This is a genomic window from Ruegeria sp. HKCCD7628, assembly GCF_057221005.1.
The window spans coordinates 961,102-984,770 of the sequence record NZ_JBWVBA010000001.1 but is presented as its reverse complement, the minus strand read 5'-3'; the positions used below and the strand labels follow the sequence as shown (position 1 = coordinate 984,770).

The window sequence follows — 23,669 nt, the reverse complement described above, 5'->3', positions numbered from 1 at the left end:
TTTGGGTCAAAATCGGGTAATCGCGCGGGCATTGCAAGCGGCGTTCGTAAGGTATAGATGACGCCGATCCCGCGAACGCAAAAGGCCCTACCCATGTCGGAACCTAAAAAGCTGTACATCAAGACCTATGGTTGCCAGATGAACGTCTATGACAGCGAACGTATGGCCGAAACGCTCGGCGGTCAGGGATATGTAAAGACAAAAAGCCCCGATGACGCTGATATGATCTTGTTGAACACCTGCCACATTCGTGAAAAGGCCGCTGAAAAGGTCTATTCCGAGTTGGGTCGTTTCAAAGGTCTGAAGGCGGAAAAGCCTGATCTTAAGATCGGGGTGACCGGTTGTGTTGCACAGGCCGAGGGCGAAGAGATCATGCGTCGTCAGCCTCTGGTCGATCTGGTGGTGGGGCCGCAAAGCTATCACCGTCTGCCCGAGATGGAAGCCAAGACCCGCGAGGGTGCCAAGGCGCTGGACACCGATTTCCCGGAAGAAGACAAGTTCGAAAAGCTCAAGAACCGACCCAAAGCCAAGCGCGGCCCCACGGCGTTTTTGACCGTTCAGGAAGGTTGCGACAAATTCTGTGCCTTCTGTGTTGTGCCCTATACCCGCGGGGCCGAAGTCAGCCGCCCGGCGGATCGCATCATCCGCGAGGCGCAGGATCTGGTCGAACGCGGCGTGCGCGAAATCACTTTGCTGGGTCAGAACGTCAACGCCTATCACGGGGCTGGCCCGAACGGTGACATGACGCTGGCGGGGTTGATCTGGGAGTTGAACAAGGTTGACGGGCTGGAACGTATCCGATTCACCACGTCGCACCCCAACGACATGGCCGATGACCTGATCGAAGCGCACGGAACCTGCGACAAGCTGATGCCCTATCTGCACCTGCCGGTTCAGTCGGGCTCGGACCGGATTCTGAAACGGATGAATCGCAGCCACACGGCGGACAGCTATCTGCGCCTGATCGAACGCATCCGTGAAGCACGGCCCGATATCATGATGTCGGGCGACTTCATCGTGGGCTTCCCCGAGGAGACAGAAGAGGACTTTCAGGCCACGTTGGATCTGGTGGAGCAAGTTAGATACGGATATGCATATTCGTTCAAATATTCGACGCGACCCGGTACGCCGGCGGCCGAGCGGTCTCAGGTTGATCCTGAGGCGGCGGATGACCGCCTACAACGTTTGCAAGCTGTGATCACCCGCCATCAGCGCGAAATTCAGGATGCCATGGTAGGCCGGAATGTCCGTGTTCTGTTCGAGAAGCCCGGTCGCCTGCCTGGCCAAATGGTCGGAAAATCCGAGTATCTTCATTCGGTTCACGTCTCGGGCGCCAATGTCGAGGTGGGTGAGTTGCGCGACGTGCGCATCACCGCGTCGGGGGCAAATTCGCTTGCGGGCGAGCTGCTCTGAACCCGGCTGAAACTGTGGTGAAAACACCAACGCCTGATTCTGAACCGAAAATTAATACTTGATTTATGACTTCGATCTATGCTCGGAGAAATGCTAGATTTTTTAGGGGTCTAGGGTTCCATACGTATCAGGAGTTCTAGTCTCCTAGGCAGATCAGTGTGTCGAGATGTCGGAGATTGCGAGTGTTTGAATTGACGGTTCTGAAAAGCTCTGGTTTGCGTCTGTTGTGGGGGCTACTTACTTCCATTGTCTTCGGGTCCTGCGCTTTGGCCGGGAATTCAGAACCTGGTCTCACCGATCCGCCAGTAGTCAACCCCAAGCGTTCTAACGGCGACATAAGTGCATTTTACCTGGGCGTTACCGGTGGATATTCTCTCGGAGGAACAGATGAGTTTGGGTTGGCAACGCCCGGGGCCACATTTCCTGTTGGAGACTTGGATCTGAAGGGGTCATTCGGCGGTGTTCGCGCAGGTTGGCGTGGAGTGCTTCCTGCGCGAAGTGGGCGCGACTACGTATATGGGCTAGAGATTGGGTACGAGTTCGGCTCGATAGATGATGAAGTCACCACCTCGGTCAATGGCGTATCTGTTACCGGCGGCTCCGAGGTGTCTGATATATTTTCTGTACGGTTTCGCAGTGGCCTAACGAACAAAAGCGGCAGTATTTTGTATTTTGTGTCTGCTGGTTATGTTCGCGGAGATGTCGAAACGACGAACAGCCTTACGTTTGGCCCGACAGCCCAGTCCTTCCAGGAATCCGACAGCAGGAATGGTTTTTCTGTCAGTATCGGAGCTGAGCATAGCCTGAACGACGATTGGTCGATTACTGGTGAATACGAGTATGTTCAGTTTGAGGGCAAGGATGTCGAGTTTGGCAGCGGGTTTTCGACTCGTTCGACGCCTGAGTATCGCAGTCTTCGGTTTGGTTTGAACTACACCTTCTGACCTCCTTAAGTCTGGTGGCCTGTGGGCCTGAAGTCGGTTCGATATACTCGAGTGCAATCGGCGGTTTTGTCATTCGTTTGCGAAAATTTGAATCTGTGGCTTGCGCCCACCGGCAATTGTTGTCACGCTCGGGGAGAAACGCCAAGACAGGAGAACGGATTGGCCATCGGTGCCCTTACCCCACCGCAAGATGAAATGCCCCAGCGTGAGGCGTTTGTTGAATTTCCCGACAACCGGTTGTTGATTGATTTGTGCGGCGAATATGACCGTAATCTGACCGACATCGAACAAAAACTCTCGGTGCAGATTGTGCGCCGTGGCAACCAGCTTGTGGTCATGGGCGACGAAGACGCCCAGAAACAAGCGATCGAAGTGTTACAGGCGCTTTATACAAGGCTGGAAACCGGTAAGGATGTCGAAGCCGCCGACGTGGATCGCGAATTGCGCATGGGCGGGTCCGAGAAGGGAACGGGAAGTCGCGAAGGTGATCAGCTCGAGATGTTCAAGGGCGGAACGGTCGAGATCAAAACCAGAAAGAAATTGGTCGAACCGCGCACAGATGCCCAAAAAGCCTATGTCCAGTCGCTGTTCAACAATGAACTGGCCTTTGGCATCGGACCAGCGGGTACGGGCAAAACCTATCTGGCTGTCGCTGTTGGTGTGTCGATGTTTATCGGCGGACATGTGGACCGTATAATCCTAAGCCGCCCTGCGGTCGAAGCCGGTGAAAAACTGGGCTATCTGCCGGGTGACATGAAGGACAAGGTCGATCCTTATATGCAACCGCTGTACGATGCGTTGAACGATTTCCTTCCGGGTAAACAGTTGGCCAAGCTGATCGAGGAAAAGCGAATCGAAATTGCGCCCTTGGCCTTTATGCGCGGTCGAACTTTGGCAAATGCGTTTGTTGTCTTGGACGAGGCACAGAATGCCACGACTATGCAGATGAAGATGTTCCTGACGCGTTTGGGCGAGGGTAGCCGAATGGTGATCACCGGTGACCGCTCGCAGGTGGATTTGCCGCGCGGGGTTCAGTCAGGTCTGGCCGATGCGGAACGGTTGCTTAAGACGATCCCGAATATCAGCTTCAACTATTTCACGTCGAAAGACGTCGTGCGCCATCCGCTTGTCGCCGCGATCATCGAGGCGTATGAGGCCGACGCGGGCCGTGAAACCTGAGAGGTTTCAGGCTACGATGCCCGGGGCTTTGGACGACAGACATGAACCTTGAACTGACGGTGGAAGACACTCGCTGGCAGGGGCTGGAGCCCTTGGCACGCCGCGCCATTCAGGCGGTTATGGACCATTGTAACCTTCAAGAAGACTGTGAAATCAGCCTATTGGCCTGCGACGATGTCCGTATCGCGGATCTGAACGCTGAATTCCGGGAAAAACCCTCGGCGACTAATGTACTGAGTTGGCCTGCCGAAGATTTGGCCGCGGACATCGCAGGTCAGCCGCCGTTATCTCCGACCCCGGATTTTACCGGAGAGACAGCTTTGGGGGATATCGCGATCTCATTTGACACCTGTGCACGTGAAGCGGCTGAGGCAGGAAAAGCCATGGATGATCATGTCACACATCTGATCATTCACGGAATGTTGCATTTGTTGGGATACGATCACATCCGTGACCCGGACGCCACTTTGATGGAGGGGGTCGAAGTCGAGATACTTGGCAAATTGGGTATTGATGACCCATATACTGTTTAATAGGGGCCATTTTGGCCGATCATTTGGAATGGGATAATGGGCGATACAGACGGCAGTTCTATGGCAGCGCAAAGCGCGCAACCAAAGGAAGGCACAGAAAACATCAAAGAGAAAGCTGGGTTTTTCTCTCGAATAGTGGATGCATTCTCGTCGCAAGATGATGAGCAGGTTTCGGGCGCCAATGGGCATGAAACCGACAAAACGCAACCACGTGGCATGATCAATCTGCGCAGAATGCGAGTCGAGGATGTTGCGATCCCGACAGCAGAAATCGTGTCGGTCCCATCAACCATAACCAAGGACGAACTTGCGCAGGTGTTTCGCGAAAGCGGCCTGTCACGTATCCCGGTCTATGACGGCACTCTGGATACGCCTTTAGGGTTTGTGCATCTCAAGGATTTCGCGCTGACCCATGGGTTTAACGGAACCTCATCCACATTCGACCTAATCTCAATGTTGCGCACTTTGCTGTTCGTGCCACCCTCGATGCCAATCGGCGTTCTGATGACAAAAATGCAGACCGAGCGCAGACACATGGCGTTGGTGATCGACGAATATGGGGGCGTCGACGGTTTGGTAACGATCGAAGATTTGATCGAACAGGTTGTAGGCGAAATTGCGGATGAGCATGACGCCGATGAAAGCCAGCTTTGGCTACAAGAAAAGCCGGGTTGCTATATCGTTCAGGCCCGCGTACCGCTCGAGGATTTCGAGGCCGAGATCGGACGTTCCCTGACCAGCCATGAGGACGTCGACGAAGAGGAAATCGATACCCTGGGCGGGCTTGTCTTCATGCTCTCGGGGCGCGTTCCTGCCCGTGGCGAAGTTGTCTTGCATCCCGAGGGGCCCGAGTTCGAAGTCATAGATGCCGATCCGCGCCGGATCAAAAGACTGCGGGTCATGTTGCCGGATCTCGTTGCATGAACCCTGCCGCGAGGTGGCCATTCTGGATGACTTTTGGTTTGGCAGCGTTTCTGGGCGCCATTGCGGCGTTTGGGCTAGCGCCATTCGGTTATTGGTTTGCAACTGTGGCCGCGCTGCTTGGTCTTGGGCCGTTGTTCGTCACTGCGCCTTCTCGGTCACGCGCGGCCTGGATCGGCTGGGCATTTGCCACCGGGTATTTTGCGCATGCTCTCAGCTGGATTGTCGAGCCCTTTCTGGTCGATGCCGAGCGTCACGCCTGGATGGCGCCATTTGCCCTGATTTTCATGGCCGGAGGGCTCGCGATATTCTGGACCTGCGCTTTTTGGCTGGTGCGCCGTCCGAGCGCGTCTGCACTTGGTCAGGCTGTCTTGCTTGCATTGGCGGTTTCGCTTGCCGAGGGGGCGCGGGGGTATGTTCTGACGGGATTTCCATGGGCTGGATTGGCGCAAATATGGGTTGACACTCCGGTGGTCCATGTTCTGGCGTTGATCGGCCCTTATGGGTTGGGCGCCGTGACCTTGTTGGCAACGTTACCTCTCGGGGCGGCGTTGGTGCAGCGCTCAAGGATCGGGGCGGCAGCCACGTTGTCTGTTGGTGTTATCGGGCTGGTAGTGGCTAGTGCGTTGTCTGTGCCTGCAGTGACCTTTACCGGTCATGTTGTCCGGATTGTGCAGCCCAATGCGCCGCAACACCAGAAATGGGACCCTGACTACGCTCCGCTTTTCTTTGCACGACAGTTGGAGTTTTCAGCAGCGCAGCCCCGACCGGATATGATTGTTTGGCCTGAAACGTCTGTCCCGGCTTGGTTGGGTAGCGCGCAACCCTATCTGGATGCAATCGCGGATGCAGCCAAGGGTGTGCCAGTTGTCTTTGGGATACAAAGAGGCGAGGGGCCTCGGATCTACAACTCATTGGTCTATCTGGGCGAAAATGGCCAGCAAGACGCGTTGTATGACAAACATCACCTTGCCCCGTTTGGCGAGTATGTTCCTTTTGGCGATTTAATGGCGCGTTTCGGTGTTTACGGGATGGCGACTACAACGGGACATGGTTTCAGTGCAGGGCCAGGGGCCGAACTGTTCGAGGCGGGCAAGCTGGGCAAAGCACTGCCATTGATTTGTTATGAGGCCGTCTTTACGCAAGATGTTCTATCGGCTCCGGCGCGGGCTGATTTTTTGCTTCAGATCACAAATGATGCCTGGTTTGGAACCCGTTCGGGACCATATCAGCACCTTGCGCAGGCGCAGATGCGCGCTGTTGAACAGGGTCTTCCGATGATGCGTGCCGCTAATACCGGTGTGTCCGCCATGATCGACCCGCTGGGTCAGGTGACGCAGTCTTTGGCGCTGGGAAACGCGGGTTTCATAGACGCTGAGCTTCCTGCGCCTTTGGCAGCGACCCTTTATTCCAGGCTTGGCGACTATCCTCTTTTCCTTGCACTGTTTTTCGCGACGATCGCACTGTGGCGACCTGCTCGGCGGACTTGATAGCAATTACTGATTGACGCTTTCAAACTCTGAGCGTATCCCCCATGTGCCCGTCACAACGGCTTCCTGGCGTGATGGGGAAATCTTAATGGAGCACTTTTATGTCCCGACAGAACTATACTTTCACTTCGGAGTCCGTATCCGAAGGGCACCCCGACAAGGTCTGTGACCGGATTTCGGATGCGGTACTTGACGCATTTCTGAACGAAGAACCTGAAGCGCGCGTGGCGTGTGAAACTTTTGCCACGACCAACCGGGTTGTTATTGGTGGCGAAGTCGGTTTGTCGGATCAAGACAAACTTCACGATTACATGGGTCGCATCGACGAGATCGCGCGCGACTGTATCAAGGATATTGGCTACGAGCAGGACAAGTTCCACCACGAGACCGTCGAGGTTACAAACCTGCTGCACGAGCAATCTGCCCACATCGCACAGGGCGTTGATGCCTCGGGCGACAAGGACGAAGGCGCCGGCGACCAGGGGATCATGTTCGGCTACGCTACGACCGAAACGTCTGCGCTGATGCCGGCCCCGATTCAGTATTCCCACGCGATCCTGCGCCGTCTGGCAGAGGTCCGTAAAAACGGTACCGAGCCCGCGCTGGGCCCTGACGCGAAATCGCAACTGTCGGTCGTGTACCGCGATGGCAAGCCTGTGGGGGTCAGCTCGATCGTGTTGTCGACCCAGCACCTGGATGCAGCGCTGTCTTCGGATGATATCCGCGCTATTGTCGAGCCTTATATCCGCGAAACCCTGCCCGAAGGCTGGCTGACGGCCGAGACCGAGTGGCACGTGAACCCAACCGGCAAATTCGTGATTGGCGGCCCCGACGGGGATGCGGGCCTGACCGGCCGTAAAATCATCGTCGACACCTATGGCGGTGCCGCACCTCATGGAGGCGGCGCGTTCTCGGGCAAAGACCCGACCAAGGTGGACCGTTCAGCGGCCTATGCGGCGCGCTATCTGGCCAAGAACGTAGTCGCTGCTGGCATGGCGGAACGCTGCACCATTCAGCTGAGCTATGCGATTGGTGTTTCCAAGCCGCTTTCGATCTATGCCGAGACCTATGGCACAGGTCAGGTTTCCGACGCCGAAATCGAAAGGGCCGTTGGACAGGCGATGGACCTGACACCGCGCGGTATTCGTGAACATCTGCAGATGAACAAGCCGATCTACCAGCGCACTGCAGCTTATGGTCACTTTGGCCGTGAACCCGATGCGGATGGCGGTTTCAGCTGGGAACGCACCGACCTTGTGGACGCGCTGAAAGCGGCGGTCTGATCGGTATCCAAAGGTGCGCCCTGACGGGCGCGCTCTTTTCTGGTGCTTTTTGGGGGCGGCGGGTCTGTTGAGTGGACCGGCCGCCTCTTGCGTCTGTGGTGTCTGCGCAGTATGGGCACGGCCATGAGCACCGAGACACCCCAACGCCCCCGCAGGAACTTTTATGGCCGCTTCAAGGGCAAAACCCTGAAGCCCAGTCAAAAGACGTATCTGAGCGAAGACCTCGATGCGCTGTCCCCCGGTGCGGTCGATTGGGAGAGTAACCCCGAACGCGCGCCGCTGGACCTGCAGGCGCTGTTTGGCGGGCGGGATGTCTGGCTTGAGGTTGGCTTTGGCGGCGGTGAGCATCTGGTGCATCAGGCGGCGAACAACCCCGATATCGGCATCATCGGGGCCGAACCCTACGTCAACGGCGTCGCCATGTTGCTGGGCAAGATCCGGCAGGCTGGGGTCGAGAACCTCGCTGTGCATCCTGGCGATGCGCGCGACCTGTTCGATGTTTTGCCCGAGGCCAGCATCTCGCGTGTATTCCTGCTCTATCCCGATCCGTGGCCCAAGACGCGGCACCATCGTCGCCGCTTTGTGACACAGGAACATCTGCAACCGCTGGCGCGGGCGCTGAAACCGGGTTCGATCTTTCGGGTCGCGACTGATATTCCCGACTATGTTCGCCAAACGCTTGAGGAAGTGCCACGCGCCGGGTTCGAGTGGCTGGCCGAGCGCCCGGCTGACTGGCGCGAACCATGGGACGATTGGATTTCCACCCGTTACGAACAGAAGGCTCTGCGCGAAGGGCGCACGCCGCATTACCTGACCTTCCGCCGCACAGGCTGATTGCCGCTGGACCAACCGGCCCCAATTCGCTAATCGGCTAAGGCACTGATAGCGAAAACAGGAGCCCCCATGTCCGGACACGGCACGCCCATCCCGATGACCTCATATCCCTGCGGTCCGCTGACCGGAACGGCAGAGGTGCCCGGCGACAAGTCGATCTCGCACCGATCGCTGATCTTGGGCGCGATGGCGGTGGGTGAGACGAAGATTTCCGGCCTGCTAGAGGGCGAAGATGTTATGGACACCGCCAAGGCCATGCGCGCTTTTGGGGCCGAGGTCACAGATCACGGCGGCGGCGAATGGACCGTGCATGGCGTGGGCGTTGGCGGGTTCGCCGAGCCGGATCAGGTGATCGATTGCGGTAACTCGGGCACCGGGGTACGGCTGATCATGGGCGCGATGGCAACCTGTCCGATCTCGGCCACGTTTACCGGCGATGCCAGCCTGAACAAACGCCCGATGGCGCGGGTGACGGACCCGCTGGCGCTGTTTGGGGCGCAATCGGTTGGTCGCTCGGGTGGGCGTTTACCGATGACCATCGTGGGCGCGGCCGAACCCGTTCCGGTACGCTATGAGGTGCCGGTGCCGTCAGCGCAGGTGAAATCTGCTGTGCTGCTGGCAGGTCTGAACGCACCGGGCAAAACTGTTGTCGTTGAAAAAGAGGCCACCCGCGACCATTCGGAACGGATGCTGGCCGGGTTCGGCGCAGAGATCACCGTTGAGGATACAGATGAGGGCCGGGTGATCACCCTGACCGGTCGCCCCGAGTTGAAGCCCCAGGTTATTGCCGTTCCGCGCGACCCGTCCAGCGCGGCGTTTCCGGTTTGCGCAGCGCTGATCACGCCCGGTTCGGATGTTTTGGTGCCGGGCATTGGCCTGAACCCGACCCGCGCGGGGCTGTTTACCACGCTGCGCGAGATGGGCGCGGACCTGACTTATGAAAACGAACGCGAAGAAGGCGGCGAGCCCGTTGCCGATCTGCGGGCGAAATACTCGCCTAACATGAAGGGCATCAACGTGCCGCCGGAACGAGCGGCCTCGATGATTGACGAATACCCGGTGCTGTCCGTGGTTGCGGCCAATGCCACCGGCACCACGATGATGGGCGGCGTGAAAGAGCTGCGCGTCAAGGAAAGCGACCGGATCGACGCAATGGCCCGCGGGTTGCGCGCCAATGGTGTGACCGTGGAAGAGGGTGAAGAATGGTGGTCGGTTGACGGTCTGGGCATCGGAAATGTTCCCGGCGGCGGTACCTGCGAGAGCTTTTTGGATCACCGCATCGCCATGTCGTTCATGGTGATGGGAATGGGAGCGAAAACGCCGGTCTCGGTTGATGATGGCGCTCCGATTGCAACCTCGTTCCCGATCTTTGAACCGCTGATGGCGACGCTGGGCGCCAAGGTCGAACGCGCGTGAGTTTCACGGTTGCCATAGACGGGCCAGCGGCTGCAGGGAAGGGCACGATCTCTAAGGCCGTCGCGGCGCATTTCGGCTTTGCCCATCTGGATACCGGGTTGCTCTACCGCGCGGTGGGGCGGCGCACGCTTGAAGGGACGGACCCGATCGCAGCGGCGCAGGCCCTGACAGCCGAAGAATTGCAACAGGGTGACCTGCGTACGGCCGAGATCGCGCAGGCGGCCTCGAAAGTGGCGGTGATCTCCGAGGTCCGCGCGGCTCTGGTCGATTTCCAGCGCGCCTTTGCGCGGCGGGTCGGGGGTGCGGTTCTGGACGGGCGCGATATTGGCACTGTCATTTGCCCCAATGCCGAGGCGAAGTTGTTCGTAACCGCCAGTGCCGAGGTCCGGGCTGAGCGGCGTTACCTTGAATTGAGTGCCAAGGGGGCCAATGTCACGCGCGATCAGGTTCTGGCCGATGTGCGCGAACGCGATGCGCGGGATGCAGAACGCAGCACGGCCCCGATGAAACCGGCCGAGGATGCGGTGCAACTGGACACATCGCAACTGAGCATCGAGGACGCTTTGGCGCAGGCCATCGAGCTAATCGAACAGAAAAAGCCCGCGACGCCGTAACGCCGCGAGCTTTCGCTTGGAGGTGGGTTAAAGCTCGCCGACTGCGACGCTTTTGATCTTTGACCATTTGCCATCAGCGGTTTTTGCCGTGCCGGGTACGTCTTTCAAAAACGCGGCGCGGGTTTCGGCATTCAGGAACAGGTACAGCTTGCCGTCGGCGACCAGGTATTGATCCGGATCACCGTCAAATTTCTTGCCAACCGACACCCCGAACGAGCAGAACCCACCATGCTGCGGCAGATAGGCGGCGGGGTTTGCCTCGAACGCGGCAAGGTTCTCGGCGGTGGTGAAATAGTAGGAGGCACCGTCATAGGTGGCCGAATGGTTGGCAAAACCATCAACCGGATTGCCGTCATTGACCAGTGCCACCAGATCGACCCCATGTGCGGCCAGAGGAGCGCCCGCCGCCGAGATACCGTTCGAGACGTTGATTTCATCTGCGGCAAAGGCCGGGGCGGCGATCAGGGGCAGGGTGGCGATCAGAGTGGTCAGAACCAGGGATTTCATTGCGTTTCCTTTCATCATTTAAGCTGGGCGCGGCCGGATTGCCCGCCGCTGAAACAAACCTAGGCGTCAGGAGTTGAACGGACTATGATTGATGAGCTTGAAAACATTGCAGATCGTCCGATACTCGGATCGTTTGGAAGGTTCTCCTCACCAAGCTTTGTTTGGCCAGTGTCGTTTGATCCACATATGTTCAATGGGCAACCTGCAGGAGCGATGCGATGATCCGACTAGCCCTTTTTCTGATAGTTCTGGCCACAGGTCTGGCCGCTCAAGAGGCGCAGGACGCTCCTGAGTTGGAACCGCCCATGACCTATGAGCGGCTAGGAAAAATTCTTTTCGCTTTGGACCCGGAGGCGCTGCCGCAGGGGCCTGGTTTTCAGCTGACGGTCGGGGATACTCCGGTTCTGGTCATCACGGATGTGAACGCCGATCGGATGCGGGCCATGGTGTCGATTAGCAGCGCGGCTGATCTGTCACCCGCGGACCTGCAGCGCATGATGCAGGCGAATTTCGACAGTACGCTAGATGCGCGTTATGCGATCGCCAACGGTACCTTGTGGGCGGCCTATATTCATCCGTTGTCCACGTTGGAAAAAGACCAGCTGATCTCGGGTCTGGCCCAAACGGTTAACATCGCCAAGACATACGGCACCCTCTATTCCGGCGGTGCTGCAGAATTCGGTGGTGGTGACAGTCAGGGCCTACAGCGCGAATTGATTGATGAGCTTTTGAAGAAAGGCGAAGAGATCTGAGGCAGGCGCAACTATGCGCGTTCAGATGCTTGTCTGACACGCCGTTTTGGCGCGCTCAACGCCTATGTCATAGGCTCTGGCCCGGTGCGGGAAAACTGTTATAGTTCCCCAAAATAAAAAGGGGGGAGCAGAGCAGAATGAACAATCGATTGCGCAAAATCACCATTGTGGGTGGCGGTACAGCCGGGTGGATGACCGCACTTATCCTTGAGATGGTGTTGTCCCGGACATCGGCGCCAAAAGATCGACCGCGGATATGTCTGATCGAAAGCCCGAATATTTCGACTGTGGGTGTGGGCGAAGCAACGGTTCCTCGTATGCCGGTGACGCTCCGGCAGGCTGGAATAGCTGAACGGGATTTCTTTCGCGAAACCAACGCTTCCTTCAAGCTGGGTGTGAAGTTCTGCAACTGGAACAAGGACGCCAAAGGTAACCGTATCGATTATATGAACCCATTTGCTCATGGCCAAATGCTGGAAGGGCTTGAAGCGGCCGAGTATTACTTGCGATTTGGCAATGGGGATCGGGATTTCACGCAATCGATCGCTCCGCATGACGATTTGGCCCGTCTCTGCAAAGGCGCGCGACCGCTGGGCGCACCAGAATTCGAGCAGCGATTTGGCTATGCGTATCATCTGGATGCGGTGAAATTCGCAGGGATGCTGACCAGGGTTTGCACCCAGCGCGGTGTCGAGCACATTCAGGATGAGGTCCAGTCGGTTGAATTGGACGAGCAAGGCAATGTCAGCCACCTGATGTTAGAGCGTAAAGGTCGCCATGACATCGAGATGGTTGTGGATTGCACCGGGTTCCGTGGGTTAATCATCAATCAGGCTCTGGGTGAGCCGTTCATGGATTACTCGGACTATCTGCCAAATGACCGGGCGATGGCATTGCAGATCGAACATCCTGATCCGGACAAGATCGAGAGTGCCACACGGTCCACGGCCCTGGGGGCCGGTTGGACCTGGCGCGTGCCTTTGTTTAACCGAGTGGGCACCGGCTATGTGTATTCCTCGGCGCATCGCACGGATGATCAGGCGGCGGACGAGTATCTTGAATGGTTGGGAGACAGCGGCAAGGGACTGACGCCGCGCGTTATCCCGATGCGCGTTGGGCGGGTGCGAAACGCCTGGGTAAAGAACTGCGTCGCCATCGGCCTGTCTGGCGGTTTCATCGAACCGTTGGAGAGCACTGCGATCCACATGATCGACCATGCGATCCGCTGGTTTGCCGAACACCTGCCGACGCGTGATATCGAGCCGTCACTGCGCGCGCGCTACAACCGGCAGATGGATAAGCTCTATGACGAGGTGCTTGAATTCATTTGTCTGCATTACCGGCTGGGCAACCGCACGGATGATCAATATTGGATCGACGCACGGACCGAGATGAAAATTCCCGACCGGTTGGCTGAGAACCTTGAGCTTTGGCAGCACCGTTTGCCTATGCAGCACGATGTCGAGTTTGCCACTCTGTTCGACCATCGCGTTTTCCAAACAGTGTTACTAGGCAAACAGGTCTACGACACCGGCTATGGAACTGGTATTCGCGACCGCGTTCGTCCGTTGAAAAAACCGATTTGGTTCCAATGGTGGAAGGGCGCGAAGGTGGATCTGGCTCAGATCCTTAAGTCCATGCCAGATCATAAGACATTGCTACGCGACATTCGCGGTGAGTTGGAAAAACCGGCCTTCGGTAAGCCGGCAAGGCCGACAGTGGCGATGCCAGGGGTAAAACCGGCACCTTTGGCCGTTCAGAACATGCCGAACTTTGCTGAAATTCAAAGCGGCGCAAAGGATTTGCAACTCTTTTAGCAGCACCTTGCGCGGTGCAAAAAAATGTTCAGACCAAACTTGGGGGCAGGGCAAAATCCTGCCCCTTTTCTTTGAAGGGAACTCTTGTTGGTCGCCCTTTGGTATGTAATAACATCACAAATTGCGATGAGGCCAACGGTGCATTTTGAAGATGATACACATTTTAAGCGCGGGACGGTCAGGCGAAGCGGCCGTAACCTGCGCAGTAATCTGAAACGCCGGCGGCGGTGCACGTGCCCGATGCAGGCATACGACTCGTTGCCCTCTGAATTACGCGCCTGGCTGGCAGAAGCGTGCTTGCCCTGGAGCCCTTCCTCGGCCCTGAAAATCTGGAATCGTTCGGGTGGATCGGTAAATGCTGCCGAAGCCCTGTCCCGGCTTGATGCAATCGAGCAGTCTATGTTGAGAAGGGACTCGGTTGTCTGGACGGGCAAAGAATGCGCGTAAGCTGGCAATTAAGGGCTTTGCTCTTGCGCATTGCCTGAAATCGGCCTATACGCGCGCTGTCTTAACACGGGCGGTCAACGTCCGGATGACGTATCTGAGCAGGGCCGGGTTACCTCGGCCCTTTGTGTTTGTGTAGTCAGATGCGCACCGGATTACGCTTGCAAGGCACCATGAAACAAGACCGGCGGAGACAACCGCTCGGCCAGAAAAAACACTTGTAAAGGAAAACACTGCCACATGGCTGATACATCCATGGAGGAATTCGAAGCCCTCCTGAACGAAAGCTTCGAAATGGACACGCCCGAAGAGGGCTCTGTTGTCAAAGGCAAGGTTCTGGCGATCGAAGCCGGCCAGGCCATCATCGACGTAGGCTACAAAATGGAAGGCCGCGTTGATCTGAAAGAATTCGCAAATCCCGGCGAAGCCCCTGAAATCGCTGTTGGTGATGAGGTCGAAGTTTACCTGCGCGCCGCAGAAAACGCCCGTGGCGAAGCTGTCATCTCGCGCGAGATGGCCCGCCGTGAAGAGGCATGGGACCGTCTGGAAAAAGCATATGCCGACGACCAGCGCGTCGAAGGTGCAATCTTTGGCCGCGTCAAAGGTGGCTTCACCGTCGATCTGGGTGGCGCAGTTGCGTTCCTGCCCGGCAGCCAGGTTGACGTGCGCCCCGTGCGCGACGCTGGCCCGCTGATGGGTCTGAAGCAGCCGTTCCAGATTCTGAAAATGGACCGCCGCCGTGGCAACATCGTTGTCTCGCGTCGCGCAATCCTGGAAGAATCGCGTGCCGAACAGCGCGCCGAAGTTATCGGCAACCTGTCCGAAGGTCAGACCGTCGAGGGTGTTGTCAAAAACATCACCGAATACGGTGCATTCGTTGACCTGGGCGGCGTTGACGGCCTGCTGCACGTCACCGACATGGCATGGCGCCGTGTGAACCACCCGTCCGAGATCCTGACGATCGGCGAAACCATCAAGGTTCAGGTCATCAAGATCAACAAAGAGACCCACCGCATCAGCCTTGGCATGAAGCAGCTGCAAGAAGATCCGTGGGATCTGGTTGCTGCGAAATACCCGCTGGGCTCGGTCCATCAGGGTCGTGTCACCAACATCACCGACTACGGCGCGTTCGTCGAGCTGGAAGCCGGTGTCGAAGGTCTGGTGCACGTATCCGAGATGTCCTGGACCAAGAAAAACGTCCACCCCGGCAAGATCGTTTCGACCAGCCAGGAAGTCGACGTCATGGTTCTGGAAATCGACGGCGCCAAGCGTCGCGTGTCTCTGGGCCTGAAGCAGACTCAGCGCAACCCGTGGGAAGTGTTTGCAGAAACACACCCCGAGGGCACCGAGGTCGAAGGCGAAGTCAAGAACATCACCGAATTCGGTCTGTTCATTGGCCTCGAAGGCGACATCGACGGCATGGTTCACCTGTCGGACCTGTCCTGGGACGAGCGTGGCGAGGATGCGATCCAGAACTACCGCAAAGGCGACATGGTTCCGGCCGTCGTTTCGGAAGTTGACGTCGAAAAAGAGCGTATCTCGCTGTCGATCAAAGCCCTGGGCGGTGACAAGTTCGCCGAAGCCGTGGGCGGCGTGAAGCGTGGTTCGGTCATCACCGTTGAGGTCACCGCGATCGAAGATGGTGGTATCGAGGTGGAATACGAAGGCATGAAGTCCTTCATCCGCCGTTCGGACCTTTCGCGTGACCGTGCCGAGCAGCGCCCCGAGCGTTTCAACACTGGCGACAAGGTCGACGTCCGCGTCACCAATGTCGACAGCAAGACTCGCCGTCTGGGCCTGTCGATCAAAGCACGCGAAATCGCCGAAGAGAAAGAGGCCGTGGAACAGTACGGTTCTTCCGACTCGGGCGCGTCGCTGGGCGATATCCTGGGCGCAGCGCTGAAGTCGGGCGACTAAGTCCGGACCTCAGTCCAAACAGTTTTACGGCCCCGTACAAGAGTGCGGGGCCGTTTTTGTTGCGAATCAACATGTTCTGAATTTTGAGCTATATTCACCTGCTGTTCATGCTTTAGGGGGTCAATTCCCGTGAACGGGCAAAAAATCGCGTGACTTTGAGGCAGAATCAAGGCTCAGCAGACAGAGTCAACGTTCCCCCGAACTAAGTTTTTTCCTATACTGTTCAGAATAATAGACATGGTAATCCGGTCGCCTGGGAGGGTAACGCATATGATCCGTTCAGAACTGATTCAGAAAATCGCCGACGAGAACCCACATCTTTACCAACGCGATGTCGAGCGGATCGTGAATACTGTGTTCGAAGAAGTGACCGATGCCATGGCCCGTGGTGATCGGGTTGAACTGCGTGGCTTTGGAGCGTTTTCGGTCAAACAGCGCGACGCGCGGGTGGGCCGAAACCCCCGTACTGGCGAGACCGTTCAGGTCGAAGAAAAAAGTGTTCCGTTTTTCAAGACTGGCAAGTTGCTAAGGGACCGTTTGAACGGTAAAGCCTAAGGCATGATGCGCTACGTTAGATATGCTTTTTTGGCGATCCTCGCGATCGTTCTGATCTCGGTTTCGCTGGCCAACCGCGAAGCCGTTGAGCTGACACTGATGCCTCAGGCGATTGCCGATCTGATTGGGTTCAATATCAGCACCTCTCTGCCCTTGTTCCTTGTGGTTCTGGGCAGCGTTGTTGCGGGCCTGGTTATCGGGTTCCTCTGGGAATGGCTGCGTGAGCATAAGCACCGTGCAGATGCGTCGGCCAAAACCGGTGAAGTTCGCAAACTTGAACGCGAAGTCAAAAAGCTCAAGAAAAAGCAGAACGAAGGCAAGGATGAGGTCCTCGCCATTCTGGACGAGGCCAGCTAAGCTAACATGTCCGATGTAGCGGTCAAAATTTGCGGCCTGACCGCCGCTGACCAAGTGCGCGCCGCAGCGGACGCAGGCGCGCGGTATCTAGGGTTCAACTTCTTTCCGAAATCACCGCGCTATGTCTCGCCGGAGCAAGCCGCCCAACTAACGGATCACGTCCCTGTCGGTGTGGCAAAAGTGGCCTTGGTGGTGAACGCATCTGATACGTTGCTGGACAGCATTACCGCAGCTGCCCCGTTCGACATGTTACAGCTACACGGGTCGGAAAGCGTAGAACGTGTGCAAGAAGTCAAAGCGCGTTACGGTCTGCCCGTCATAAAGGTGGTTGGCGTGGCCGATGCCAAAGACCTGCAAGCAATAGACACCTACAGTGATGTTGCCGACCAGTTGCTGGTTGATGCCAAGGCCCCTAAAAACGCGGTCTTGCCAGGTGGAAACGGGTTGGCCTTTGATTGGCGTTTGCTGGCTGGGCGTAAATACTGGCGCAAGCCTTGGATGCTGGCCGGTGGCTTGAACCCCGATAACGTGGCCGAGGCGATCCGGATGACCGGTGCACGTCAGGTGGACGTTGCCTCGGGTGTGGAGAGCGCGCCGGGTATCAAGGATGCCGATCTGATGCGTGCCTTTATCGCTGCGGCAAACGCGACCGGTTGACGCGTCTGGCAAAGCATCGAGCGAGTGCGTTTTGCCATGGCAAATCCCGCCGCTACCTCCTATGAACGAAAGGTAAGATGACGGAGACAGCCATGGCCAACGATCTTTTCAATTCCTTCATGTCCGGTCCTGATGAGCAGGGCCGTTTTGGCATCTTCGGCGGACGGTTTGTCAGCGAGACCCTGATGCCGCTGATCCTGTCGCTGGAAGAGGAATACGAGAAGGCCAAAGACGATCCGACTTTCTGGGCCGAGATGGATGATCTGTGGGCGAACTATGTGGGCCGCCCCTCGCCGCTGTATTACGCGGAACGTCTGACCGAACACTTGGGCGGCGCGAAGATTTACCTGAAACGTGATGAGCTGAACCACACCGGTGCGCATAAGATCAACAACGTGCTGGGGCAGATCATTCTGGCGCGCCGTATGGGCAAGACCCGGATCATCGCCGAGACCGGCGCAGGGCAGCACGGCGTGGCCACAGCCACCGTTTGCGCGAAGTTCGGCCTGAAATGCATCGTCTACATGGGCGCCCATGATGTGCAGCGTCAGGCCCCCAACGTGTTCCGTATGCGCCTGCTGGGGGCCGAGGTGATTCCGGTCACGTCCGGCCGAGGCACGCTGAAAGACGCGATGAACGATGCGCTGCGCGACTGGGTGACCAATGTGCGCGACACGTTCTATTGCATCGGCACCGTGGCCGGGCCGCACCCGTACCCGGCGATGGTCCGCGATTTCCAGTCGATCATCGGTAAGGAAGCGAAAGAGCAGATGATGAAGGCCGAAGGCCGTCTGCCCGACACTATCATTGCCGCCATCGGTGGTGGTTCAAACGCGATGGGCCTGTTCTACCCGTTCCTTGACGACAAATCGGTGAATATCATCGGTGTCGAGGCCGGTGGCAAAGGTGTGAACGAGAAGATGGAGCATTGCGCATCATTGACCGGCGGGCGACCCGGCGTGTTGCACGGCAACCGCACCTATCTGCTGCAGGATGATGATGGGCAGATTCTTGAGGGCTACTCGATCTCTGCCGGTCTGGACTATCCGGGCATCGGGCCCGAGCATTCCTGGCTGCACGACATCGGCCGCGCGCAATATGTTTCGATCACCGACAAAGAGGCGCTGGAGGCGTTCCAGCTGTGCTGCGCCACCGAAGGCATCATCCCCGCGCTGGAGCCCAGCCACGCACTGGCTCACGTTATGAAAATTGCGCCCGAACTTCCCAAAGATCACCTGATCTGTATGAACATGTGTGGACGGGGCGATAAGGACGTGCAGACCGTAGCCAAGTATCTGAACTTTGACATGTCGGATACAGAAGGCCGCAGCGCCGACTAAACCCGATTGCGAAAACCACAAAAGGCGCGCCTGCTTGAGCGCGCCTTTTTTTGTCCGCCCACCTGCTTAATCTGCGTTGGAATGCTCTGTCAGAATCGCCAGAGAGACGATGTCCAAAGCGCGCTGATGGGTTGCTTCAAGGTGCACTTTGGGTGCACACCCTTCGTCATGGGCCTGTAGAAAACGGCTGGCGCAAAGGCACCAACTGTCTCCGGGGTTGAGGCCGGGAAAGTTGAACTCGGGGCGCGGTGTGCTGAGGTCGTTGCCGACATACTTGGAAAAGGCCAGAAACTCGGCCGTCATCACGGCGCAGACCGTATGGCTGCCCTGATCTTCGGGGCACGTATTGCAGGCCCCGTCACGAAAGAACCCGGTCAGAGGGTCTTGGGAGCAGGGGGCCAGAACGCCCCCCAGCACATTGATGCTGTCCTGTTTTTGCATGGCGACACCCTACAGGCTTTGCGCAATACTGCGAAACATTTCGACATTGGCTTCGTTTACGCCATCGTCGCGGAAATTGCGATCCGCTCCGGTCGTCACGATCAAAACGCCGCGGGGTTGGTCGAAATAGATATACTGACCGTAAACGCCCCGTGCGAGAAACTCGCCCTCATGCGCACCTATCGGAATCCACCATTGGTAGCCATAACCGATCTTCCCGACCTCGGTCGGAGCGCTGGGCAGGACGGATTCGGCGACCCAATCCGCGGGTACGAGTTGCTGACCGTTGTGCTGCCCATTCTGCAGGATCATTTGACTGAACCGGGCAAAATCCCGAGTTGTGAAGTTCAAGCCACCTAGAACAAAGGCAACCCCGGCACCGTCGGTCACGTAATAGCCGTCGTATTCCAGACCCAGCGGCTGAATGATCTTTTCGGTCAGCAAGTCAGTGACGCTGCGCCCGGTTGCGCCTCGGATCACCATTCCAATCACATGGGTGTCGATCGAGACATACTGCCAGGTCTCACCCGGTTTTGTGAAATTGTCCTGCAGCGAGGCTGCAAAATCGTCCAGCTTTCCACCCAACGCCACGACACGCCCCATACGGTTGATGTCTGACTTGGGGTCAAAATAATCCTCGTTGAATGTGACGCCGCTGGCCATATTCAGCACATTGCGCAGGGTCGCGCTGTCATAGGCCGTACCCTTCAGTTGCGGGGCGTATTGAACCACCTGATCATCCAACGAGGTGATCGCGCCTTCCTCCAATAGGATACCGAACAGAGCCGAAAGGTAGCTTTTGGCGACCGACCAGGAAATCCGGCGGTCTTCCGGCGTGGTGCCCAGGTAATACTCCTCGAACCGGATCTGACCATCCTGCATCACGAGAAGAGACGTCACAGCCCGGTCTTCGATCCACTGATCGGTGCCTTCGGGTAGATCAAAGCCAGTGCCATAGGGCAGGTCCCAGGTGGGGCCGTCACCGCGCGGCAGGTCGACCGTCAGGAACGCCTGATCCATATGCGAGAAGTTATGGACAATCTTGTCTTCGCTGAATAGCGAATTCACTGCCATAAGTCGCTGAATTTCTTCACGTTTCCAGAAGCCAACAACCACGGCGGCCAGTACCAGCATCAATGTGATGCGCAGCACCCACTTCAACAGCGTTCTCATATGTCTCCTCCCATATGCGTGCTGTATTGGACCGCGCCCCGATGCGATCTGCAATCGGGACGTTACGGCAAGACCTATGAGTCTATTTGAACTTATCCAGCAGTTTTTGCATGGCCGATCGTTCATCGACCTCGGGCTCAGGCGCGGGCTTTGGTGCCGATTGGGACGGTTGAGGCGTTTTTGACGATCTCGGTGGCGCAGTCCGTAGGGCAACCGCATTCATGAACTTGCCGCTTTCGTTATCGGCAAGATGCGCGGCCCCATCTGATACGCCGCGCAGCACGTCCTCCAGCCAGTCCGAGTCAGCCTTGGCAAAGTCGCCCAGAACGTAAGGAGAGACCATCTCTTTGCGCCCCGGATGCCCGATCCCTAGTCGCACACGATCATAGGCGGGGCTGATATGTTCGTGGATGGATCGCAGCCCATTGTGACCGGCGTGACCACCGCCCGCCTTGACCCGAACCTTACCGGGAGCGAGGTCAAGCTCATCATGAAAGACGGTCACATCAGTCGAGTCTAATTTGTAGAACCGCATCGCTTCGCCAACAGATTGACCCGAGCGGTTCATGAAAGTCTGCGGCTTGATCAACAGCACTTTTTCGCGACCCAGCCGCCCTTCGGCGATCTCGGCCTGAAACTTGGACTTCCAAGGGCCAAAGCTGTGATCTTGGGAGATCCTGTCTACAGCCATAAAGCCGATATTGTGGCGGTTGCGGGCATATTTCGCCCCCGGATTCCCCAAACCGACGAACAGCTTCATGATCTCGTCCCCGTTGCTTTGCACAAGGTTGATGGCACGGATCGCGACCGGTTTTCCACCCCAACCCTGCAAAAGAAAACGGGGCCCATCCGGACCCCGTTTCCAATCCAGTCACTCAAGCGTCTGGACTTATTCTTCTTCCTGACCGACGACTTCAACCTCGTCTGCAGCCACTTCTTCACCTTCTTCGTCGTCGCTGGTCGACAGACCGGTCGGTGCCGAGATGTTCGCGATCACGAAGTCACGGTCGATGGTGGGCTTGGTGCCTGCAGGTAGATCCACGGCCGAGATGGTGACAACATCGTTGATGTTCAGACCGGTCAGATCAATTGTGATCTTCTCGGGGATGTCACCGGCGGTGCAGACCAGCTCAACCTCAGGACGCACAACAGTCAGAACGCCACCCTTCTTGATGCCGGGGGCTGCTTCTTCGTTGACGAACTCAACGGGGATGAACAGCGCAATCTTGGTGGTCCGACGCAGGCGCATCAGGTCCAGGTGGGTCGGCAGGTCTTTGACAACGTCACGCTGAACGTCGCGGCAGATGACGCGGACGTCCTCGTGGCCTTCAACCTTCAGGTTCCACAGAGTGGACTTGAACCGGCCTGCTTTCAGACGCTTGAACAGTTCGTTGAACGGGATCTTGATTGCCAGTGGGTCTTTGTCGCCACCGAATACAACGCCCGGAACCATGCCTTCGCGGCGGGTCTGACGAGCGGCGCCCTTGCCTGTCCCCGTCCGTTCCAGAGCTACGAGATCAGGAATCTCTCCAGCCATGATAATTCTCCAAATGTTAGGGCGGGCATCCTCCAAGGCTGTATGCCCGCGTGAAGCCGCGTCCTTAGCTTGATTCATCTGTTTTGGAAAGGGGTTTTTACAGGTTCAACCATTTGCGAGGCTCTGCCTCGCGCTCCGAGGTATTTTCAGCCAGATGAAGTGCAGATCCCTTGCTTGATCTGGCCACAAATATCTCGGGGGAGTCGCCCGGAACGGGCGGCGCGGGGGCAGAGCCCCCTGACGCCCTGATCACTTGCGCCAACGTCCGCCGAAATCTTCGGGCACCAATAGATTGTGCCGGCCCAGGTCGGTGACTTTTCTTTCACCACACAGTGCCATGGTTGTGTCGAATTCCTTTTGGATGACGTCCAGCGCGGTGGTCACACCTTTTTGTCCCATCGCCCCCAGACCATAGACAAACGCTCGGCCGATATAGGTGCCTTGCGCACCCAGGGCCACTGCTTTCAAAACGTCCTGACCGGACCGGATGCCGCTGTCCAGATGGACCTCAATATCGCCTCCGACCGCGTCCATGATCTCGGGCAGAACACGGATCGAGCTGAGAGCACCGTCCAGTTGCCGTCCACCGTGATTGGATACCACGATGGCATCAGCCCCAAGTTTGGCCGCCATCCGGGCGTCGTCTGCATCCAGGATACCCTTGAGGATGACCTTGCCGCCCCATTGTTCCATCAGCTTTTCGACTTTTTTCCAGTCGAGGCTGGGGTCGAATTGTTCGGCCGTCCACGCGCCCAGCGACGACGCGTCCGAGATACCGTCCACATGGCCAACGATATTGCCGAATTCCCGCCGTTTGGCGCGCAGCATTTCGATCCCCCAGGACCATTTGGTCATCAGGTTCGCGATGGTTTTGGGGGTCAGCTTTGGCGGCGCGGACAGGCCGTTTTTCAGGTCCTTGTGGCGCTGCCCCAGGATCTGCAGGTCCAGCGTGATGACCAAAGCGGAACACTTGGCGTCTTTGGCCCGTTGGATCAGTCGGCTGACGTAATCCTGATCCTTCATGGTGTAAAGCTGGAACCAGAATGGTGCCGAAGTGTGTTCGGCTACATCTTCTATCGAATTGATGGACATTGTGGACAGAGTGAAAGGCACTCCGAAATCTTCGGCGGCTTTGGCGGCCTTCATCTCTCCGTCTGCGTGTTGCATACCGGTCAGACCAACCGGAGCCAGCGCGACTGGCATTGTCACATCCTGCCCGATCATTTTGGACGCAGTTGACCGCCCAGACATGTCAACAGCCACCCGTTGGCGTAGCCGAATATCTTCGAAATCCGAGCTGTTGTCGCGAAAGGTCTGTTCGGTCCAGCTTCCGCTTTCTGCGTAGTCATAGAACATGCGCGGGACACGCCGTTCATAGATGCGTTTGAGATCTTCAATATTCGTGATGACGGGCATGAGGTCAGCTTTCGAAGGATTGGTATAAATTGTTTACCAATACCCGACCCGCGTCGCAACGCTGCATTTGGTGTTGGTAGGTGATTGGATTGTTCAAAGAAAAACCGCAGCGGCATAGGCCAACTGCGG

Annotated in this window: 24 protein-coding genes and 1 riboswitch; of the genes, 18 read left to right on the top strand and 6 right to left on the bottom strand. The window is 57.3% G+C overall.

Annotated elements, in window-relative coordinates; translation table 11 throughout:
* Positions 1–93 precede the first annotated feature (93 nt).
* The 10 genes from miaB to cmk all read left to right on the top strand — a co-directional run bounded on the left by miaB (position 94) and on the right by cmk (position 10,627).
* Positions 94–1,413 carry a tRNA (N6-isopentenyl adenosine(37)-C2)-methylthiotransferase MiaB gene (gene miaB / locus AC2TAD_RS04915; protein WP_480866286.1) on the top strand — a complete coding sequence of 440 codons (1,320 nt, stop codon included), beginning with the start codon at positions 94–96 and terminating at the stop codon, positions 1,411–1,413.
* A 182-nt stretch (positions 1,414–1,595) separates the two neighbouring features.
* On the top strand, positions 1,596–2,357 hold the full coding sequence (locus AC2TAD_RS04910; RefSeq protein WP_480866284.1) for an outer membrane protein: 762 nt from the start codon (positions 1,596–1,598) through the stop codon (positions 2,355–2,357).
* 159 nt (positions 2,358–2,516) lie between these two features.
* Positions 2,517–3,536: a PhoH family protein gene (locus tag AC2TAD_RS04905; protein ID WP_170354849.1), complete on the top strand. Its 1,020-nt coding sequence runs from the start codon at positions 2,517–2,519 to the stop codon at positions 3,534–3,536.
* Positions 3,537–3,577: 41 nt separating this feature from the next.
* A complete protein-coding gene (gene ybeY / locus AC2TAD_RS04900) occupies positions 3,578–4,069 on the top strand; it encodes an rRNA maturation RNase YbeY (protein ID WP_480866283.1) in 492 nt (163 codons plus the stop codon).
* A 36-nt stretch (positions 4,070–4,105) separates the two neighbouring features.
* The gene (locus AC2TAD_RS04895) at positions 4,106–4,993 is read left to right on the top strand and encodes a hemolysin family protein (RefSeq protein ID WP_480866281.1); all 888 of its coding nucleotides are present in this window, start codon (positions 4,106–4,108) and stop codon (positions 4,991–4,993) included.
* Positions 4,994–5,019: 26 nt separating this feature from the next.
* Entirely contained in the window at positions 5,020–6,480 is a 1,461-nt protein-coding gene (gene lnt, locus AC2TAD_RS04890) for an apolipoprotein N-acyltransferase (RefSeq protein ID WP_480866279.1), read from the top strand.
* 47 nt (positions 6,481–6,527) lie between these two features.
* Positions 6,528–6,576, top strand: a riboswitch (SAM-SAH riboswitch).
* Positions 6,577–6,581: 5 nt separating this feature from the next.
* Positions 6,582–7,763 (top strand): methionine adenosyltransferase, encoded by a 1,182-nt coding sequence (metK, locus tag AC2TAD_RS04885; RefSeq protein WP_480866277.1) that lies wholly within the window; start codon positions 6,582–6,584, stop codon positions 7,761–7,763.
* Between the two features lie 123 nt (positions 7,764–7,886).
* The gene (gene trmB / locus AC2TAD_RS04880; RefSeq protein ID WP_480866275.1) at positions 7,887–8,597 is read left to right on the top strand and encodes a tRNA (guanosine(46)-N7)-methyltransferase TrmB; all 711 of its coding nucleotides are present in this window, start codon (positions 7,887–7,889) and stop codon (positions 8,595–8,597) included.
* A 69-nt stretch (positions 8,598–8,666) separates the two neighbouring features.
* Positions 8,667–10,013: a 3-phosphoshikimate 1-carboxyvinyltransferase gene (gene aroA, locus AC2TAD_RS04875; protein WP_480866273.1), complete on the top strand. Its 1,347-nt coding sequence runs from the start codon at positions 8,667–8,669 to the stop codon at positions 10,011–10,013.
* The gene (gene cmk / locus AC2TAD_RS04870) at positions 10,010–10,627 is read left to right on the top strand and encodes a (d)CMP kinase (protein WP_480866272.1); all 618 of its coding nucleotides are present in this window, start codon (positions 10,010–10,012) and stop codon (positions 10,625–10,627) included. The genes aroA and cmk overlap by 4 nt, the downstream gene beginning before the upstream one ends.
* A gap of 27 nt (positions 10,628–10,654) precedes the next feature.
* Here cmk and AC2TAD_RS04865 read toward each other — a convergent pair whose 3' ends face one another.
* Positions 10,655–11,134: a YHS domain-containing (seleno)protein gene (locus tag AC2TAD_RS04865; RefSeq protein WP_170753648.1), complete on the bottom strand. Its 480-nt coding sequence runs from the start codon at positions 11,132–11,134 to the stop codon at positions 10,655–10,657.
* Between the two features lie 218 nt (positions 11,135–11,352).
* On the opposite strand from AC2TAD_RS04865, the gene AC2TAD_RS04860 reads away from it, so the two are divergent.
* The 8 genes from AC2TAD_RS04860 to trpB all read left to right on the top strand — a co-directional run bounded on the left by AC2TAD_RS04860 (position 11,353) and on the right by trpB (position 18,973).
* Entirely contained in the window at positions 11,353–11,886 is a 534-nt protein-coding gene (locus AC2TAD_RS04860) for a hypothetical protein (RefSeq protein WP_170354858.1), read from the top strand.
* A 137-nt stretch (positions 11,887–12,023) separates the two neighbouring features.
* Positions 12,024–13,703 (top strand): tryptophan halogenase family protein, encoded by a 1,680-nt coding sequence (locus AC2TAD_RS04855; protein ID WP_480866270.1) that lies wholly within the window; start codon positions 12,024–12,026, stop codon positions 13,701–13,703.
* 126 nt (positions 13,704–13,829) lie between these two features.
* Positions 13,830–14,150, top strand: coding sequence for a DUF6525 family protein (locus tag AC2TAD_RS04850; protein WP_480866650.1), 321 nt, complete (start codon positions 13,830–13,832; stop codon positions 14,148–14,150).
* Positions 14,151–14,387: 237 nt separating this feature from the next.
* Positions 14,388–16,064, top strand: coding sequence for a 30S ribosomal protein S1 (gene rpsA / locus AC2TAD_RS04845; RefSeq protein ID WP_480866269.1), 1,677 nt, complete (start codon positions 14,388–14,390; stop codon positions 16,062–16,064).
* A 270-nt stretch (positions 16,065–16,334) separates the two neighbouring features.
* On the top strand, positions 16,335–16,619 hold the full coding sequence (gene ihfB / locus AC2TAD_RS04840) for an integration host factor subunit beta (protein WP_170354862.1): 285 nt from the start codon (positions 16,335–16,337) through the stop codon (positions 16,617–16,619).
* A 6-nt stretch (positions 16,620–16,625) separates the two neighbouring features.
* Positions 16,626–16,976 (top strand): lipopolysaccharide assembly protein LapA domain-containing protein, encoded by a 351-nt coding sequence (locus AC2TAD_RS04835; RefSeq protein ID WP_170355059.1) that lies wholly within the window; start codon positions 16,626–16,628, stop codon positions 16,974–16,976.
* Positions 16,977–16,982: 6 nt separating this feature from the next.
* Positions 16,983–17,633, top strand: coding sequence for a phosphoribosylanthranilate isomerase (locus tag AC2TAD_RS04830; RefSeq protein ID WP_170753650.1), 651 nt, complete (start codon positions 16,983–16,985; stop codon positions 17,631–17,633).
* A gap of 92 nt (positions 17,634–17,725) precedes the next feature.
* On the top strand, positions 17,726–18,973 hold the full coding sequence (gene trpB / locus AC2TAD_RS04825; protein WP_170354864.1) for a tryptophan synthase subunit beta: 1,248 nt from the start codon (positions 17,726–17,728) through the stop codon (positions 18,971–18,973).
* Positions 18,974–19,039: 66 nt separating this feature from the next.
* On the opposite strand, the gene AC2TAD_RS04820 is transcribed toward trpB, so the two are convergent.
* The 5 genes from AC2TAD_RS04820 to AC2TAD_RS04800 all read right to left on the bottom strand — a co-directional run bounded on the left by AC2TAD_RS04820 (position 19,040) and on the right by AC2TAD_RS04800 (position 23,540).
* Complete coding sequence (locus tag AC2TAD_RS04820; RefSeq protein WP_480866267.1) at positions 19,040–19,414, bottom strand: DUF2237 family protein; 375 nt, start codon at positions 19,412–19,414, stop codon at positions 19,040–19,042.
* Positions 19,415–19,423: 9 nt separating this feature from the next.
* Positions 19,424–20,587 (bottom strand): serine hydrolase domain-containing protein, encoded by a 1,164-nt coding sequence (locus AC2TAD_RS04815; RefSeq protein ID WP_480866265.1) that lies wholly within the window; start codon positions 20,585–20,587, stop codon positions 19,424–19,426.
* A gap of 82 nt (positions 20,588–20,669) precedes the next feature.
* On the bottom strand, positions 20,670–21,347 hold the full coding sequence (gene pth / locus AC2TAD_RS04810) for an aminoacyl-tRNA hydrolase (protein ID WP_480866263.1): 678 nt from the start codon (positions 21,345–21,347) through the stop codon (positions 20,670–20,672).
* Between the two features lie 129 nt (positions 21,348–21,476).
* The gene (locus tag AC2TAD_RS04805; RefSeq protein ID WP_170354868.1) at positions 21,477–22,124 is read right to left on the bottom strand and encodes a 50S ribosomal protein L25/general stress protein Ctc; all 648 of its coding nucleotides are present in this window, start codon (positions 22,122–22,124) and stop codon (positions 21,477–21,479) included.
* A 249-nt stretch (positions 22,125–22,373) separates the two neighbouring features.
* Positions 22,374–23,540 carry an alpha-hydroxy acid oxidase gene (locus AC2TAD_RS04800; protein WP_170354869.1) on the bottom strand — a complete coding sequence of 389 codons (1,167 nt, stop codon included), beginning with the start codon at positions 23,538–23,540 and terminating at the stop codon, positions 22,374–22,376.
* Positions 23,541–23,669: the final 129 nt, after the last annotated feature.